Genomic DNA, 15,941 nt, shown 5'->3' on the forward strand with positions numbered 1-15,941 from the left:
AATCATATTTTTTTATTTCCTTTTTTTAGAACTATTGACGAATAGCAGGATTACATTCATAATTGATAAGCATTATCAATCAATTATTTTGGGGACGAATATGGCGAAATTACGAACAGTTGACTTAAGTGTCGGCTATCAAAAACAAAAAATTGTGCAAAATCTAACAATCGAGATACCAGAAGGAAAAATCATCGGGTTGATTGGTCCGAATGGCAGTGGAAAATCGACATTTTTAAAGGCACTCGCCCGAATTTTACAGCCTTTGTCTGGTGAGGTCCTATTAGATGCCCAAAACCTACAGAACATTAAAACCAAAGAAGTGGCTAAAAAGATTGCGCTGCTTTCTCAAGTTAGCGACTCATCGATTGGCTTGACGATTCGCGAAATCGTTTCTTACGGTCGTTTTCCCTATCAAAAAGGACTGAATAGTCTATCGGAACAAGATCTTGCGGCGATCGACTGGTCCTTGCAGGCAACGGGTTTGACGGCACTAGCAGATGAAACGATCAGCACGCTGTCAGGGGGACAAAAACAGCGCGTTTGGATCGCCATGGCACTGGCGCAAGATACGGATATCGTGATTTTAGATGAACCAACGACTTTTTTAGATCCTGCGCATCAATTAGAAATTTTGCTCTTATTACAGCAAATCAATAAAACCTACGGAAAAACGATCATTATGTCGATTCATGACCTGAATCATGCGTCACGTTTTTCTGATTATATTTACGCATTAAAAGGTGGAGAGCTGTTGGTTTCCGGTACACCGGAAACAGTGCTGACCAAAGAATGGCTGCAACGTTTGTTTGAAATCGATGCCGTGTTAGGTACCTTTCCTAATAGTACAAAGCCGTTGGTCTTGACCTATGAGTTAGGAGCCCAAGCATGAAAAAATTTCCTTGGTTGCTGCTGCTTTTTAGCGGCTGCTTTATTATCTGTTTCTTTTTAGCGATCACTCAAGGAGCGGCCGACCTTTCTTTTGAAACGATTTGGGATGCTGTCTTTGCTTTTGATTATGAGAATCAGCTGCATCAAGTCTTGCGCAATATCCGATTGCCGCGTGTTTTGGCTGCTTTTCTAGTAGGAAGCTGTTTTGCTGTTACAGGAGCCATCATGCAGGGGATTACGAGAAATCCCTTGGCAGACGGTGGTCTTTTAGGTGTCAATAGTGGGGCTGCCTTGGGACTAGCGATCGCATTTATCCTCTTTCCTAGTGTGCAACCGAGTCAAGCGGCGCTGTTTTCCTTTTTTGGTGCGTTTGCGGCAACTGGGCTGCTTTTTTTACTGACCAGATACGCCAAACTAGGCATGTCGCCCACGGGACTGATTTTGGCTGGTGTGGCATTAAGTTCTTTTTTCTCAGCCATTAGTCAAACTCTGTCATTGCAATTTGATTTAAACCAAGAGCTAGCCTTTTGGTTTATCGGTGGTGCGGCGAATGTGACTTGGCAACAACTGCGTTTTGTGGGACCCATCTATCTGATAGCCATCGTTTTTGTGCTACGTCTAGGAAAAGCCCTCAATCTGTTAGCGCTAGGAGATGACACCGTTATTTCATTAGGGAAGCATCCGCATCTGATTCGGGCATCTGCCTTACTGTTAGTCGTAGTTTTGGCGGGAATGGCGGTTTCGCTTGTTGGACCGGTCAGTTTTGTCGGCTTAATGGTTCCTCATGTCGTGCGAGGAATGGTGGGTAAAAACTATCAACTGATTTTGCCTTTGACGATCATCGGAGGCGGGACTCTAGTGATGGCCGCTGATCTGGCAGGTCGCTTGATCAATCCCCCTTTTGAGACGCCATTTGGGATACTGATGGCGTTGATCGGTGTGCCTTTTCTATTGGTCAAGATACGGAGGGAAGACTGATGAAAAAAACACTCTTTGTTTTTTTTCTACTGGTGATGGCCGCTTTTTTAGGAAGTGTCATGGTAGGAAAAACAATCTTATCCTTTCAAACATTAGGCGCAATCTTTCAAGGAACGGCGTCTTCAAGTCAAGTACTGACGTTTACTGAGTTTCGACTGCCACGGGCTTGTCTGGCATTGATCGCCGGCGGTGCCTTTGGTTTTTCTGGGTTTGTCTTGCAAGGGGTGACGAGAAATGAGCTGGCTGATGCAAGTATCGTAGGAATCAACAATGGCGCGGGTCTCTTTGTAATGATCTACTTAGGGTTTTATACCCAAGGATCGCAGCTCTTGCCTTTTGTTGGGATCATCGGTGGTTTATTAGCTGCATTACTGGTCTATTTGATTGCCTATAAGCACCGTCAATTGTTGTCGATGGAGCGAGTGCTGCTGGCGGGAATCGCTGTCAATGCAGGGTTGGCGGCGGCTACCTTACTTTTTACGGTGGAATTATCAAAAGATCGCTATCGCTTTGTAGCAGCATGGCTTTCAGGTTCGATTTGGGGAACTTCTTGGCAGCAAATCACCAGTCTGCTTCCTTGGGTCATCGTATTGTCTGCCGCAGCGTTCTGGACCGTACCAAGGCTTAATTTACTTGGCTTTGGCGAGGAGCAGGCAATTAGCTTAGGGGTTTCTTTGACCCGTTTGCGGACGTGGTTTTTAGTGATCGCGGTTGGTTTGGCTGCCAGTACGGTTGGCTATACCGGTAATTTAGCCTTTGTTGGCTTATTAGCGCCTCATATCGCCAAGGGGCTCATCGGCAGAGAATCTCGCAGTGCCTTTTTCTTAGCCGGAATGATCGGCAGTCTGCTAGTCTTAGTCAGTGATACGATCGGCCGTTTACTATTGACCAGCGGTGAGATCCCAGCTGGTATCATCATTTCTATCGTAGGGGCACCGTACTTCGTCTACTTACTGATCCGACGCAAGGGGCGATAAGCAAAAAGTCATGATCTTGCCAAGAAATCTGCGATTCTAGTTTGCTATTTGGACACAGTTTTTGGTACTATTTCTGAGAGGAGTGATCCAATGGAAAAACCAGTCATTAGAGAGCACATGATCCAAACATTAAAAAAAATGCCGATCAAGCAAAAGCAGCAGAAAGAAACGGTGATTTTGCAGTTGCTGTTTTCTTCTCAGATTTGGCAAACGGCTGAGTCAGTAGGTGTGATCCGTTCGTTGCCATTTGAATTTGATACAGCGGCTATTTTTGCTAAAGGATTTGAACAAAACAAACGAATCGCAGTGCCGAAAGCACAACAAAAAAAATTGCAGTTTTATCATGTGGAGCCGGCAACGCGTTATGAAACGTCGGCATTTGGGGTTGAAGAGCCGATCAGTGAGCAAGAAGCCCATCACTTGGATTTGCTGATTGTTCCCGGTTTGGCTTTTTCGAAAACAGGCTATCGCATCGGCTTTGGCGGTGGCTATTATGATCGTTTCTTATCAGCTTTTGATGGCAAGACCGTTTCTTTGGTTTTCGGAGAACAATTCAACGATCAATGGACACCAGATGTATTCGACATCCCAATCGATAAAATCTATACGGATTCGCTTATTCGCACGTAAAGGAGCACGTCAATGAATTCTCAAATGAAAAGATGGCTGAATCAGCCGGTCTTCACGTATCTGTTTTTAGCTATCCAAACAATTGTGTTTATCTTAGGTTATTTTAGTCCCTCTATTCAATCAGGCGGGGTGATGTTTGGTCCGTTTGTCGTCTATTTAAATGAATATTGGCGTTTCGTTACCCCAATTTTTCTACATTTCGGGTTGGCACATTTTGCGATCAACTCTGTGATTCTCTATTATATGGGGCAGCAAGTAGAAGCCATCTATGGTCATAGCCGCTTTTTTGCCTTGTATTTACTAAGCGGCATCATGGGCAATACCATGAGTTTCGCATTCAACCAAATAGGGGTTCAATCAGCAGGCGCTAGTACTTCTTTATTTGGACTTTTTGGGGCATTTTTGATCTTAGGTTGGCATTTTAGAAATGATTATCGCATCCAAGCAATGGTACGGCAATTTGCCTTATTCGTTGGATTGAACCTAGTTTTTGGGGTGTTTGATCAAACGATCGATATGTGGGGACACATTGGGGGGATCCTTGGTGGGTTATTGTTAGGGAATCTTTTGGCATTGCCAAAGAACTACGGAAAATATTCGATCCACACCAGAATCCTTTCTGGCGTACTCTTTGTTTTCTTATTGGCTATTTTTGTGATATATGGTTTTAAAAAATATTAATTACTTGTATAATAAGCAGGAAGTGGTTAAATGGAAACGTTATATGACGTACAACAATTACTGAAACAATTTGGTGTTTACGTATATGTCGGCAAGCGGATCTACGATATAGAACTGATGCAAATCGAGCTGAAGAACTTTTATGACAGTCGCTTGATAGATCGGGATGTATATCTGACTGCCCGGCGAATTCTTACGCGGGAGCATCGAATTGAAGAAAGCCGGGAGGAAAACAAGTGATGGACAAAAAAATCATCGGAATTGATTTAGGCGGAACAACTGTGAAATTCGCTATTTTAACGAGCGAAGGCGAGATTCAGCAAAAATGGAGTATTGACACCAATATTCTTGATGAAGGCTCACATATCGTGCCAGAAATCGTGGCATCGATCAATCATCGCCTAGAATTATATGGCTTACAGCCGGAAGCATTTATTGGTATTGGTATGGGGACACCAGGAAGTGTCGACCGTGACAAAGGAACCGTCATCGGTGCCTACAATCTGAACTGGAAAACACTTCAGCCAGTCAAAGAACTGATTGAAAAAGGCACAAAAATCCCGTTTGCCATCGATAACGATGCCAATGTAGCAGCTTTAGGTGAGCGTTGGAAAGGGGCAGGGGATAACAATCCTGATGTCATCTTTATCACACTAGGTACAGGTGTTGGCGGCGGTATCATCATGGAAGGGCAATTGCTTCATGGGGTTGCGGGTTGTGCCGGAGAAATCGGGCATATCACTGTTGATCCTGAAGGATTTGAATGTACTTGCGGCAAACGTGGTTGTTTAGAAACAGTTTCTAGTGCGACGGGTGTTGTGCGAGTTGCTCGACAGCTAGCAGAAGAATATGCTGGCGACTCGGCATTGAAACAACAGCTGGACAATGGGGAAGATGTTTCAAGTAAAGATATTTTTGAAGCAGCTCAAGCAAACGATCCATTTGGCTTGATGGTCGTTGATAAAGTGTGCTTCTACCTTGGGTTGGCATGCGGAAACCTAGGAAACACATTAAATCCATCAAGTATCGTTTTAGGTGGAGGCGTATCAGCAGCCGGTGAATTTTTACGTGAACGGGTTGCTGCCTACTTTGCTCAGTTTACCTTCCCACAGGTAACGGAAAGTACCGAAATCAAATTGGCAGAACTTGGGAATGACGCCGGTGTGATCGGGGCAGCATCATTAGCTTTGCAATTTGCAGCAAAAGCATAGATGACAAGCTGCTAGGCAATGATACATTCAAGCAGCATACATCAAAAAAAGAATGATTGTTACAACAGAGAGGAATAGAAGAAATGACACCAATTATGTGGCTAAACTTGGTTTTGGCATTAATTATCTTAGCAATCGCTTTGAACTGGGCGTATTTTCAAATCATGGGACGCCGTTCAGCAACGATCATCTCAGAAGATGAATTCAAAGCAGGAATGAAGAAAGCCCAAGTGATCGATGTTCGGGAAAAAAATGAGTTTGACAGTGGACATATTTTAGGGGCGCGTAATATTCCCTTTACTGTTTTGACGAATTCCTTCAGCGCATTTCGTAAAGATCAACCGATCTACTTATATGACACGCGTAAATCGTTGAGCATTCGGGCAGCAAATAAATTACGCAAAGAAGGCTTTACCAACGTCTATATCCTAAAAGAAGGGTATGAAGGCTGGAGCGGCAAGACGAAAAAGAAAAATAGTTTATAAAACAGAGAACTCAAGGCAAAAGAACACAAGCAAATTTGAATGAGCGACGAAACACCAAACGGAGTGTTTCAAGTAAGTCATTGTTCAAGTTACATTGTGGGCTTTTGCCTTTATTTATAGAACTTAGGTCTATCAGTAAGGAGAGTGTGCATTGATCAAGCGAAAAAGAATTTATGAAGCGGCGGAAACGACAGATGGCTATCGGGTATTGGTGGATCGCATCTGGCCCAGAGGAATGAAAAAGGAGACAGCACAGATCGATCTATGGCTTAAAGCAGTCGCACCAAGTACTGAATTGCGCAAATGGTTTGGGCATGATCCTGAACGTTTTGATGCGTTTAAAGACCGCTATCTACAAGAATTAGAGAAAACGCCAACCAAAGATGCCTTGGCACAGTTAAAAACGTTGGTTGCTGAACAAGAGACCGTGACCTTACTATACGGAGCGAAAAATGAAGAACAAAATCAAGCCGTGATTTTGCAGGACTTACTGGAGAAGGAAGAATGATACCTAAAAGAGCCGCCAGCCTATTGAAGGCTGACGGCTCTTTTGTAGCAAATGATTAACGGGCAACGCTTTTACGCATCGCACGTTTCCGTTTTTCATCATGATCCGCTTGTTGTTCATCAATTGGATCAATCACTTGTTTCTTGACCGTCATAACAACACTTGCAGCTGCAGCAACCGTTGCGACTGTTCCTACTAAAAATCCTGAAAGAAATCGTTTCATCATTAAACACCTCGCCTTTAGTTATAGGTTCATTATGAATGAAAACGGAAAAAATATCAAAAAAAATCACTTTTGGGATTGAAAACGCTTGAAATGATTTAGTAAATATTTTACAATAAGTTTACTAAAAAGAAAGTAGGAGTGAGAAAAATGGAGCAATTGCAACAGATCTTTATTGATAAATTTGGAACAGCAGGCACAGGCATGTATTTTGCGCCAGGGAGAATCAACTTGATCGGTGAACACACAGATTACAATGGCGGTTATGTTTTCCCGGCGGCAATCACATTAGGGACGTATGCAGTAGCACGAAAACGTGAAGACCAGTTGATCCAACTCTATTCAGAAAACTTTCCAGAAAAAGGCGTAATTTCCTTTTCGTTAGATGAGCTGGATTACCGAAAAGAAGATGATTGGACAAACTATCCAAAAGGGGTCGTTCGTTTCCTAAAAGAAGCGGGGCAAGGGATCGATCGTGGCTTTGACATCGCTTTTTATGGCAACATTCCCAATGGCGCAGGTCTTTCTTCCTCTGCATCGATTGAATTGCTGACGGGGGTTTGTCTAAAAGATCTCTTTGATTTAACCCTGACGACCTTGGACTTAGTTAAAATCGGCAAAAAAGTCGAAAATGAGTTTATTGGCGTTAACTCAGGGATCATGGATCAATTTGCGATCGGAATGGGTCAAAAAGACCATGCATTGCTTTTAGATACGAACACTTTAAATTATGAAGTCGTACCAGCGGCATTTGGCGATTATGTCGTAGCGATCATGAATACCAATAAGCGCCGCGAATTGGCTGATTCTAAATACAATGAACGACGTGCAGAATGTGAAGAATCATTAGCTCGTTTGCAAAAATCATTAGCCATTGATTCATTGGGCGCATTAGACGAAGCAACCTTTTTTGCAAATACAGCATTGATCGATGATCCACTCTTGATCAAACGGGCGAAACATGCAGTGACGGAAAACCAACGGACATTAAAAGCAAAAGCCGCTTTGACTGCTGGTGATCTTGAAGAATTCGGCCAGTTGTTAAATGCCTCCCATGCTTCATTGCGGGATGATTATGAAGTGACAGGGCGTGAACTAGATACATTAGTCGCAGCTGCTCAAGCGCATCCTGCTGTTTTAGGTGCGCGGATGACTGGTGCGGGCTTTGGCGGCTGCGGGATCGCATTGGTCAAAGCAAGTGAATGGGCTGATTTTGAAGCGTCCGTCAAAGCAACCTATTTAGCAGAAATCGGCTACGCAACCGACATTTATCAAGCAAGTATTGATGATGGTGCACGAAAACTGTAGAATAAGAAACGATGAAGGAATGAAGAAAGAAGGCTGAAAATATGGCGATTTTAGTATTAGGAGGAGCCGGCTATATCGGTTCTCATGCAGTCGATCAATTGATCGGACAAGGAAAACAAGTCGTTGTCGTTGACAATTTGCTGACAGGACATCGCCAAGCGATCCATCCAGCAGCAACCTTTTATGAAGGAGATATTCGCGACAAAGCATTTTTACAATCGGTATTTGAAAAAGAAACGATCGATGGCGTGATTCACTTTGCTGCCAGCTCTTTGGTGGGAGAATCCGTAGAAAAACCATTGAAGTATTTCAACAATAATGTGTATGGGATGCAGGTCCTCTTAGAAGTGATGAAGGAACATCAAGTGAAACATATCGTCTTTTCCTCTACAGCAGCAACTTATGGGGAACCTGACCATAGTCCAATCACGGAAGAAACCCCAACAAATCCTAAAAATCCATATGGCGAAAGCAAGTTGATCATGGAAAAAATGATGCGTTGGTGCGATGAAGCCTATGGAATGAAGTATGTCGCATTGCGTTATTTCAATGTGGCTGGCGCGAAGTCGGATGCTTCGATCGGTGAAGACCATGATCCAGAAACACACTTAGTACCGATCATCTTGCAAGCTGCTTTAGGACAACGTAAAGAGGTAGCGATTTTTGGGGAGGATTACGATACTCCAGATGGTACTTGTGTCCGCGATTATGTTCATGTCGAAGATCTGATCGCTGCTCACCTGTTGGCATTAGAGTATTTACAAAAAGGCAATGAGAGCAATGTCTTCAATCTAGGCAGCAATCATGGGTACTCTGTGAAAGAAATGGTGGAAGCTGCCCGCAATGTAACGAAAAAAGAGATCCCAGCCAGAGTGGCGCCGCGCCGTGCCGGTGATCCAAGTACCTTAGTGGCATCGAGTGAAAAAGCACGAAAGGTTTTAGGCTGGAAACCAGTCTATACCGACGTCGAAGCAATCATCGAAACTGCTTGGAATTGGCATGTCAGCCATCCAAATGGGTATCAAGGGCAGGAGGAATAACCAATGACGATCAGCCAAACAATCAGCGATTTCGTCACTTTAGCAATCAAGGCTGGCGGCTGGATGGAAATGGATCGTATTTATTTGCAAAACCGAGTACTAGCCATGATCGGGGAAGCTGTTTTTAAGCCCAGCGAAATTCGTTCTGTTGCTCGTTCCTCGATTGAATTGATGGACGAACTAGTGGCATGCGCTTTGAGCAATCAGCAAATTGGTGATTCTCAAGCAGAAAGAGAAATCTTTGAAGCCCAGTTGATGGACTTTTTGACGCCACCACCTTCAGTAGTCAATGCTTTTTTTGCGCAGCATTATGCCAATGATCCTAAAGAAGCGACGGATTATTTCTTTGAGCTGTGCCGTCAAAATGATTACATCAAGACCCGGGCCATCGCTAAAAATATCGTCTTTCCTGTTGATACGGAGTATGGGGAGATCGAGATCACGATCAATTTGTCAAAACCTGAAAAAGATCCCAAGCAAATTGCCCAAGAAGGTGCCGCTGCTTCTGTAGATTATCCGAAATGTATGTTGTGTTTGGAAAATGAAGGCTACCAAGGACGAGTCAATTATCCAGCACGGACCAACCATCGGATCATTCGCATGAATTTGGATAATGAAGCATGGGGCTTTCAATATTCTCCATACGCCTATTACAATGAGCATTCGATTTTTCTCTCTTTAGATCATCGTCCTATGAAAATCAATTTGCAAACCTTTGCTCGCTTGTTGCAGATCATTGAAGTGATGCCGCATTATTTTGTCGGGTCCAATGCCGATCTGCCGATCGTTGGTGGTTCGATCTTGTCTCATGACCATTATCAAGGAGGACGGCACACGTTTGCCATGGCAAAAGCGCCGATCGAGCAACGCTTTTCTTTGACTGGTTTTCCTGATGTCGCTGCGGGGATCGTGAAGTGGCCAATGTCGGTGATACGACTACAAGCGAAAAACAAACAAAAATTAGCCGCCGCTTGCCAATATGTGTTAGCACAATGGCAACAGTACTCAGATCCAAGTGTTTCGATCAATGCCTTTTCAGAAGATGGAACGCCTCATCATACGGTGACACCGATCGCACGCAAGCAAGGAGAGCTGTTTGAAATGGACTTAGTCTTGCGGGATAATAATGTTTCCGAAGAACATCCTGACGGCATTTTTCATCCGCATCAAGAAGTGCAGCATATCAAAAAAGAAAATATCGGATTGATTGAAGTCATGGGCTTGGCAGTTCTCCCACCGCGTTTAGCTCCGGAACTAGAAGAAGTGACTGCTTATCTATTGGATCAGCCCAATCAGATCGCGGCATACCATATTCCTTGGGCAGATGCGATCAAAGCCCAGTACCCAGAATGCAATGCCGAAAACGTGTCGCAGATTTTACGTAATGCATTAGGGGAAGTCTTTACACAAGTATTGACGCATGCAGGCGTCTTCAAACGAGACCAGACAGGACAAGCGGCCTTTGCTCGCTTTATAGCTACTTTATAAAAAAGTTCCCCGCAAAAAAAGGAGGCTGGAAGATGGCAACGATCAAAGATATTGCACAACAGGCTGGCGTCTCGCCAGCCACTGTATCACGGGTGCTGAATTACGATTCAGAATTATCGGTCAGCTCTGAAACCAAAGAGAAAATTTTTAAAGCCGCAGAAGCACTCAATTACACAAAACATAAAAAGAAGAGTCAGCCGGAAACCAGTAGTATGCGCTTGATCCAATGGTTTGATACCGAGGAAGAATTAGCGGATCTTTACTACTTAGCGATCCGTATCGGGATTGAAAATAAAACCGAAGAATTAGGGATTCGGTTGCTGAAAGAACCTTATGAAGGATTGACTGATACCGCCGTCGATGGAACGATTGCACTAGGAAAATTCGATGATCACCAGATTCGACAATTGAAAAAAAGCCAATCCAATTTGTTGATGGTCGATTTTGACGCATTGTCCCAGGGCGTCAATTCTCTGGTGGTGGACTTTCAACAAGCGGTGGATTTAGTGATCGATGACTTTATTGCAAAAGGCCACCAAAGGATCGGTTTGTTATCAGGCGTTGAGTTTACCAAGGATCATCACCAAGAAATCGAAGACCCTCGGCGCCGGATTTTTGAGGAACGGCTCCGCCGGTTGAAGTTGCACCACCCGCAATATCATCTCAGCGCACCCTTTACAGTAGAGGGCGGTTATGAGGCGATGAAAGAGTATTTGCAGCAAAACAAAGAGTTGCCAAGTGCTCTATTTGCTTCCAGTGATGCCTTAGCGATTGGCGCTATGCGTGCTTTGCAAGAAAAAAACATCAAGATTCCTGATGAGATTGCAATTATTGGCTTCAATGATGTCAGTGTTGCAAAGTACGTCTTTCCGACTCTGTCAACTATCAAAGTTCATACGGAATGGCTGGGAGAGTTGGCAGTAACGACCTTGCTGGATATAATTACGAATGCAGCACCCGTTCCTCGCAAAGTTACGATCGCAACGGAACTGATTACGCGCCAATCTTCCTAGCAACCAGTTGAATCAACGAAGGATGTCGTTACACACGCAACTGAGTTTTAATGGAATAACAAAAAAATGCATATCGCCTTACCCGAACCTTTAAACAGCCTCGTCGGTTTGCAGCTGCAGCCGCGCTTGCTTTTTTCAAAGGTTCGGGTATTGTTGTCCTATTGCTTTTTTTCTAAACGCAGGCATCTTTTTGGAGACTTGGTTGGGCATTTGATTAGAATATGGTAGAATATGAGAGAGTTTTTTGAATGGGGAGAAGATAGATGAAAACATTAGCGATTGATACCTCAAACCAGACACTGGCGGTTGCGGTGGTCGATGGTCAAGAAGTGTTGGGACAAAGCCAGACGATGGCGATCAAAAACCACAGCACAGCATTGATGCCTGCCATTGATGGATTGATGCAAGCGGTGGGGATGGCACCTAAAGAGCTGGAGCAAATCGTTGTTGCGAAAGGTCCTGGTTCGTATACAGGTTTGCGAATCGGCGTCACAACAGCAAAAACGCTGGCACAAACATTGAACATCCCGCTGATTGGTGTTTCTAGTTTGAAAACAGTCGCTGCCAATTGCGTGGGCGTATCTCAAGTGATCGTTCCGTTGTTTGACGCTCGCCGTCAAAATGTCTACGCAGGTGCCTACCAATGGCATAATGGGACCTTAGAAACAAGGATCAAAGACCAGCATATCTCACTGTCTGAGTTATTGACCCAGCTAAAAGCAGTCGATAGTCAAGAAGTGCTATTTGTCGGCGCCGATACCATCAAATTTAAAGACATGATCGAGGCGGAGCTGCCGACAGCCCATATCAATCAAGTGTCGTTATGGAATTACCCGAATGGCGTGGTTTTAGCTGCTATTGCGAAAGAAGAAGCGCCGGTAGCTTCGATCCATGATTTTGTACCAGACTATTTAAAATTAGTTGAAGCCGAAGAAAAATGGTTAGCCTCGCATGAACCGGGAGTGGATGCCTATGTTGAAAAAATTTAAAACGATGACGGGAAAGCTGGCTCTTTTCCGTCAGATTCAATACCCAGAGCGTAAAAAAGAGATACGAGGGGAAACATATGTTGTTCGTGAATTAGTCGGTGATGACATTAAAGAGCTGTTGCAGGTGGAGCGTCTCGTGTATGCTGGGGAACTGCCTTGGACCAAAAGCGCCTTTTTGTCAGAGCTTTATTCACGGGTCAAACATCTTTATTTGGGCATCTTGCATAATGAGCGGATGATTGGGTTTATCGGGGTGCGGATTTTAGGCGCTGATGCCCATATCACCAATATCGCGATCATTCCTGATTATCAAGGAAAAGGGATCGGTTCTTTCTTGCTAGGAGAAATCGAACGTTATGCAAGGAAAAACAAATGCGACCGTTTGACATTAGAAGTTCGCCTGGGCAATCGTGATGCGCAACGTTTGTATCGGACCCTCGGGTTTGTTTCACAGGCGATCAAAACGGCGTACTACACCGAAGGCAATGAAGACGCATTGGATATGGTGAAATTTTTAAATGACTAACGAACAAGCAGATCAAACGATCCCGACACCGCAAATGCTTTGGTCATTGGCAGATCAGAGCTATCCCTTTGGCTCGCCTTGGAATCTACAGCAATTTCAACAAGATTTGCAAAACAGCAACAGTCGCTATTTGTTCCGTTATGGAAAAACTAATCAAGAGCTGATTGGGTTTCTCTGTTTTCAGCAAGTGCTGGATGAAGCAGAGCTGTTTAATGTAGCGGTTTTACCAGCATATCAAGGGCAAGGTTTGGCGAAAGAATTGTTGAAACGAATGGAAACGATCGTGGAACAAACTGATGGTCGGCGAATCTATCTTGAAGTGCGCGTGTCGAATTTGCAAGCACAAGCTCTTTATTTACGTATGGGCTATACAGTCATCGGTCGTAGAAAAAAATATTACAGTCATCCTGAAGAGGATGCGTTGATTATGGAAAAGAAAGTAGGCGGACAAAAATCAAATGAATGAGTTGATTTTAGCCATTGAAAGCAGTTGTGATGAAACAAGTGTGGCAGTGATTAAAAACGGTGACACCATTTTAAGTAACATTGTTGCTTCGCAGATCAAGAGCCACCAGCGCTTCGGCGGTGTCGTACCAGAAGTCGCTAGTCGTCACCATGTTGAACAGATTACTTTATGCATCGAGGAAGCATTGACACAGGCTGACACACAGCCTGAAGAATTATCAGCTGTTGCTGTCACCTATGGTCCAGGGTTGGTTGGGGCATTATTGATTGGACTTTCTGCAGCGAAAGCCTTTGCCTGGGCCCACAGCTTACCACTGATTCCGGTCAATCACATGGCAGGACATATTTATGCAGCTCGTCTAGTGAAGCCATTGGTTTTTCCTTTAATGGCATTATTGGTCAGCGGTGGCCACACCGAATTGGTGTATATGGCAGAAGATGGCTCTTTTGAGATCATCGGTGAAACGAGAGATGATGCCGCTGGAGAAGCCTATGACAAAGTCGGTCGTGTTCTGGGTTTGCCTTATCCTAGTGGAAAAGAAATTGATCGCCTTGCGCATCTAGGCAGTGATACGTATCACTTTCCTCGAGCAATGATACAAGAAGATAATTTTGATTTTAGTTTCAGCGGCTTGAAGAGTTCCTTTATCAATTTTGTGCATAATGCACAGCAAAGAGAGGAAGCTTTGTCAGTAGAAAATCTAGCAGCTAGTTTCCAAGCCAGCGTTGTCGAAGTATTGGTTCATAAAACGTTGCGGGCATGCCAAGCCTATCCAGTAAACCAGCTGATCGTCGCTGGCGGGGTCGCCGCGAATCAAGGGTTGCGTGACGCTTTACAAGAAGCGATGCAGGAATTGCCGGAAGTGGAATTGTTGATTCCACCATTGCGTCTTTGCGGAGATAATGCGGCCATGATTGGTGCCTATGCCCATGTTGCGTTGAAAAAGCAGCGCTTAGCAGACCTTTCATTGAATGCTGATCCAAGTGTCAGCTTTGCCCATCCGATTTCTTAAGATGATAGCACCTAAGATCCGTTCTTAGGTGTTTTTTTGTTTCATTTATGAGCAAACAGAAGATTTCGTTGTATTTTATTTCATCATTTGGTATCATTGTGTATATTTATTAATTAATGGAGGGGCGGGTATGCAATGACATCGGTTTTTAAAGGACGCAGTTTTTTAGCAGAAAAGGATTTTACTAAAGAAGAACTACAATATTTGATTGATTTTTCCCAGCACTTGAAAGGGATGAAGGCCAACAATCAACCACATCGTTATTTAGATGGCAAAAACATTGCACTTTTGTTTGAAAAGAATTCGACACGGACGCGAGCAGCCTTTACGGTTGCAGCGGTAGATCTGGGGGCGCATCCGGAATTTTTAGGGGCCAATGATATTCAGTTGGGGACTAAAGAATCCGTTGAAGATACCGCCAAAGTATTCGGCCGCATGTTTGACGGGATAGAGTTTCGCGGCTTTAGTCAGCAAGTTGTCGAAGATCTGGCCAACTATTCAGGCGTACCTGTTTGGAATGGCTTAACGGATGAATGGCATCCAACACAAATGATCGCTGATTTTTTGACTATTCAAGAAAACTTTGGTGAGCTGACTGGCTTGACCATCGCATACTGTGGGGATGGGCGCAACAATGTCGCCAATTCTTTGTTAGTGACTAGTGCGATTTTAGGGGTCAATATTCATGTCGTCACCCCAAAGGCCTTGCAGCCAGAAGCAACCATCATCGCACAGGCACAAGCCTATGCCAAGGAATCTGGGGCAAAGATTTTGGTGACTGATGATGTGGATCAAGGTGTTCTAGGCGCCGATGTCGTGTATACCGATGTTTGGGTATCAATGGGTGAAGAAGAAAAATTCCAAGAACGGATCGAACAGCTGCTGCCGTATCAAGTCAACCAATCGTTGATGAAAAAAACCCAAAATGATCAAGTGATTTTTATGCACTGTTTGCCGGCTTTTCATGATGATCAGACCACGTATGGCAAAAAAGCAGCGCAGGCGTATGGAATTTCTGAGATGGAAGTCACTGATGAGGTCTTTCGCAGTAAGTATGCCCGTCAATTTGATCAAGCCGAAAATCGTTTGCACTCAATCAAAGCAATCATGGCAGTGACTGCCGGAGATCTATTTATTCCTAAAGTATAAAATAATTTTTTTTGAAAATGCCAAAATCTCGCTAGCCAAACAAACATTTCTTTGCTATACTTTCTGGGAAGTAAATAGCCTTGATTTGATGAAACAAGAGAAGTAGCGATTCGAGTATCAGTTAGCGAGTTCGGGGTGGTGGAAGCCGAATTGATCAGATTGTGAAACGCACTTGTGAGAATTTGCCAAGCAAACGGAATTCTGCCGTTATCAGAAAAAAGTGGGTCCGAAAAGGACAATCAGAGTGGTACCGCGGGAAATCTCGTCTCTAGTGCATGTTATGCGCTAGAGGCTTTTTTTGTTTTTATCAATCATTTCTTGCATAAAAAACATACAGCTGTTTGCTTGCTTCAAACAACTTTTCAT

The 15,941-nt window shown here is 43.9% G+C and carries 19 protein-coding genes and 1 other annotated feature; of the genes, 18 read left to right on the forward strand and 1 reads right to left on the reverse strand.

Features of this window, described 5'->3' with window-relative positions; translation table 11 throughout:
- The first annotated feature begins 100 nt into the window (after positions 1–100).
- The 9 genes from ENLAB_RS14315 to ENLAB_RS14355 all read left to right on the forward strand — a co-directional run bounded on the left by ENLAB_RS14315 (position 101) and on the right by ENLAB_RS14355 (position 6,361).
- The gene (locus tag ENLAB_RS14315; protein WP_077452630.1) at positions 101–892 is read left to right on the forward strand and encodes an ABC transporter ATP-binding protein; all 792 of its coding nucleotides are present in this window, start codon (positions 101–103) and stop codon (positions 890–892) included.
- Entirely contained in the window at positions 889–1,869 is a 981-nt protein-coding gene (locus tag ENLAB_RS14320) for a FecCD family ABC transporter permease (RefSeq protein WP_008381077.1), read from the forward strand. Before ENLAB_RS14315 ends, ENLAB_RS14320 begins: the two co-directional genes overlap by 4 nt.
- Entirely contained in the window at positions 1,869–2,846 is a 978-nt protein-coding gene (locus ENLAB_RS14325) for a FecCD family ABC transporter permease (RefSeq protein ID WP_194195305.1), read from the forward strand. Before ENLAB_RS14320 ends, ENLAB_RS14325 begins: the two co-directional genes overlap by 1 nt.
- 90 nt (positions 2,847–2,936) lie before the next feature.
- On the forward strand, positions 2,937–3,476 hold the full coding sequence (locus tag ENLAB_RS14330; protein WP_244351711.1) for a 5-formyltetrahydrofolate cyclo-ligase: 540 nt from the start codon (positions 2,937–2,939) through the stop codon (positions 3,474–3,476).
- A 12-nt stretch (positions 3,477–3,488) separates the two neighbouring features.
- Entirely contained in the window at positions 3,489–4,157 is a 669-nt protein-coding gene (locus tag ENLAB_RS14335; RefSeq protein WP_005229393.1) for a rhomboid family intramembrane serine protease, read from the forward strand.
- 30 nt (positions 4,158–4,187) lie between these two features.
- The gene (locus ENLAB_RS14340) at positions 4,188–4,397 is read left to right on the forward strand and encodes a YqgQ family protein (RefSeq protein ID WP_005229394.1); all 210 of its coding nucleotides are present in this window, start codon (positions 4,188–4,190) and stop codon (positions 4,395–4,397) included.
- Entirely contained in the window at positions 4,397–5,368 is a 972-nt protein-coding gene (locus ENLAB_RS14345; RefSeq protein WP_005229395.1) for an ROK family glucokinase, read from the forward strand. Before ENLAB_RS14340 ends, ENLAB_RS14345 begins: the two co-directional genes overlap by 1 nt.
- Positions 5,369–5,451: 83 nt before the next feature.
- Entirely contained in the window at positions 5,452–5,853 is a 402-nt protein-coding gene (locus tag ENLAB_RS14350) for a rhodanese-like domain-containing protein (RefSeq protein WP_016613157.1), read from the forward strand.
- A gap of 151 nt (positions 5,854–6,004) precedes the next feature.
- Complete coding sequence (locus ENLAB_RS14355) at positions 6,005–6,361, forward strand: DUF488 domain-containing protein (protein WP_244351714.1); 357 nt, start codon at positions 6,005–6,007, stop codon at positions 6,359–6,361.
- Between the two features lie 55 nt (positions 6,362–6,416).
- Here the strand turns inward: ENLAB_RS14355 and ENLAB_RS14360 are convergent, their stop codons facing one another.
- Positions 6,417–6,584, reverse strand: a complete 168-nt coding sequence (locus ENLAB_RS14360; RefSeq protein ID WP_017144401.1) for a DUF3042 family protein — start codon at positions 6,582–6,584, stop codon at positions 6,417–6,419.
- Between the two features lie 150 nt (positions 6,585–6,734).
- Between ENLAB_RS14360 and ENLAB_RS14365 the strand changes: the two genes are divergently transcribed.
- The 9 genes from ENLAB_RS14365 (at position 6,735) to argF (ending at position 15,575) form a co-directional block, all read left to right on the forward strand.
- Positions 6,735–7,892, forward strand: a complete 1,158-nt coding sequence (locus ENLAB_RS14365) for a galactokinase (protein ID WP_244351717.1) — start codon at positions 6,735–6,737, stop codon at positions 7,890–7,892.
- Positions 7,893–7,933: 41 nt separating this feature from the next.
- On the forward strand, positions 7,934–8,932 hold the full coding sequence (gene galE / locus ENLAB_RS14370; RefSeq protein ID WP_081118772.1) for a UDP-glucose 4-epimerase GalE: 999 nt from the start codon (positions 7,934–7,936) through the stop codon (positions 8,930–8,932).
- 3 nt (positions 8,933–8,935) lie between these two features.
- Positions 8,936–10,420, forward strand: a complete 1,485-nt coding sequence (gene galT, locus ENLAB_RS14375) for a UDP-glucose--hexose-1-phosphate uridylyltransferase (protein WP_244351720.1) — start codon at positions 8,936–8,938, stop codon at positions 10,418–10,420.
- Positions 10,421–10,452: 32 nt separating this feature from the next.
- Positions 10,453–11,433, forward strand: coding sequence for a LacI family DNA-binding transcriptional regulator (locus ENLAB_RS14380; RefSeq protein WP_081118770.1), 981 nt, complete (start codon positions 10,453–10,455; stop codon positions 11,431–11,433).
- A gap of 263 nt (positions 11,434–11,696) precedes the next feature.
- On the forward strand, positions 11,697–12,422 hold the full coding sequence (tsaB, locus tag ENLAB_RS14385; protein ID WP_081118769.1) for a tRNA (adenosine(37)-N6)-threonylcarbamoyltransferase complex dimerization subunit type 1 TsaB: 726 nt from the start codon (positions 11,697–11,699) through the stop codon (positions 12,420–12,422).
- Positions 12,406–12,948 (forward strand): ribosomal protein S18-alanine N-acetyltransferase, encoded by a 543-nt coding sequence (gene rimI, locus ENLAB_RS14390; protein ID WP_005237007.1) that lies wholly within the window; start codon positions 12,406–12,408, stop codon positions 12,946–12,948. The genes tsaB and rimI (ENLAB_RS14390) overlap by 17 nt, the downstream gene beginning before the upstream one ends.
- Positions 12,941–13,414 (forward strand): ribosomal protein S18-alanine N-acetyltransferase, encoded by a 474-nt coding sequence (rimI, locus tag ENLAB_RS14395; protein WP_081118768.1) that lies wholly within the window; start codon positions 12,941–12,943, stop codon positions 13,412–13,414. Before rimI (ENLAB_RS14390) ends, rimI (ENLAB_RS14395) begins: the two co-directional genes overlap by 8 nt.
- Complete coding sequence (gene tsaD / locus ENLAB_RS14400; RefSeq protein WP_077452619.1) at positions 13,407–14,426, forward strand: tRNA (adenosine(37)-N6)-threonylcarbamoyltransferase complex transferase subunit TsaD; 1,020 nt, start codon at positions 13,407–13,409, stop codon at positions 14,424–14,426. The genes rimI (ENLAB_RS14395) and tsaD overlap by 8 nt, the downstream gene beginning before the upstream one ends.
- Before the next feature lie 135 nt (positions 14,427–14,561).
- Complete coding sequence (gene argF / locus ENLAB_RS14405) at positions 14,562–15,575, forward strand: ornithine carbamoyltransferase (RefSeq protein WP_077452618.1); 1,014 nt, start codon at positions 14,562–14,564, stop codon at positions 15,573–15,575.
- Between the two features lie 79 nt (positions 15,576–15,654).
- Positions 15,655–15,848, forward strand: a binding site (T-box leader).
- Positions 15,849–15,941: the final 93 nt, after the last annotated feature.

The sequence above is a fragment of the Enterococcus innesii genome (assembly GCF_022846515.1).
Classification (GTDB): domain Bacteria; phylum Bacillota; class Bacilli; order Lactobacillales; family Enterococcaceae; genus Enterococcus_D; species Enterococcus_D innesii.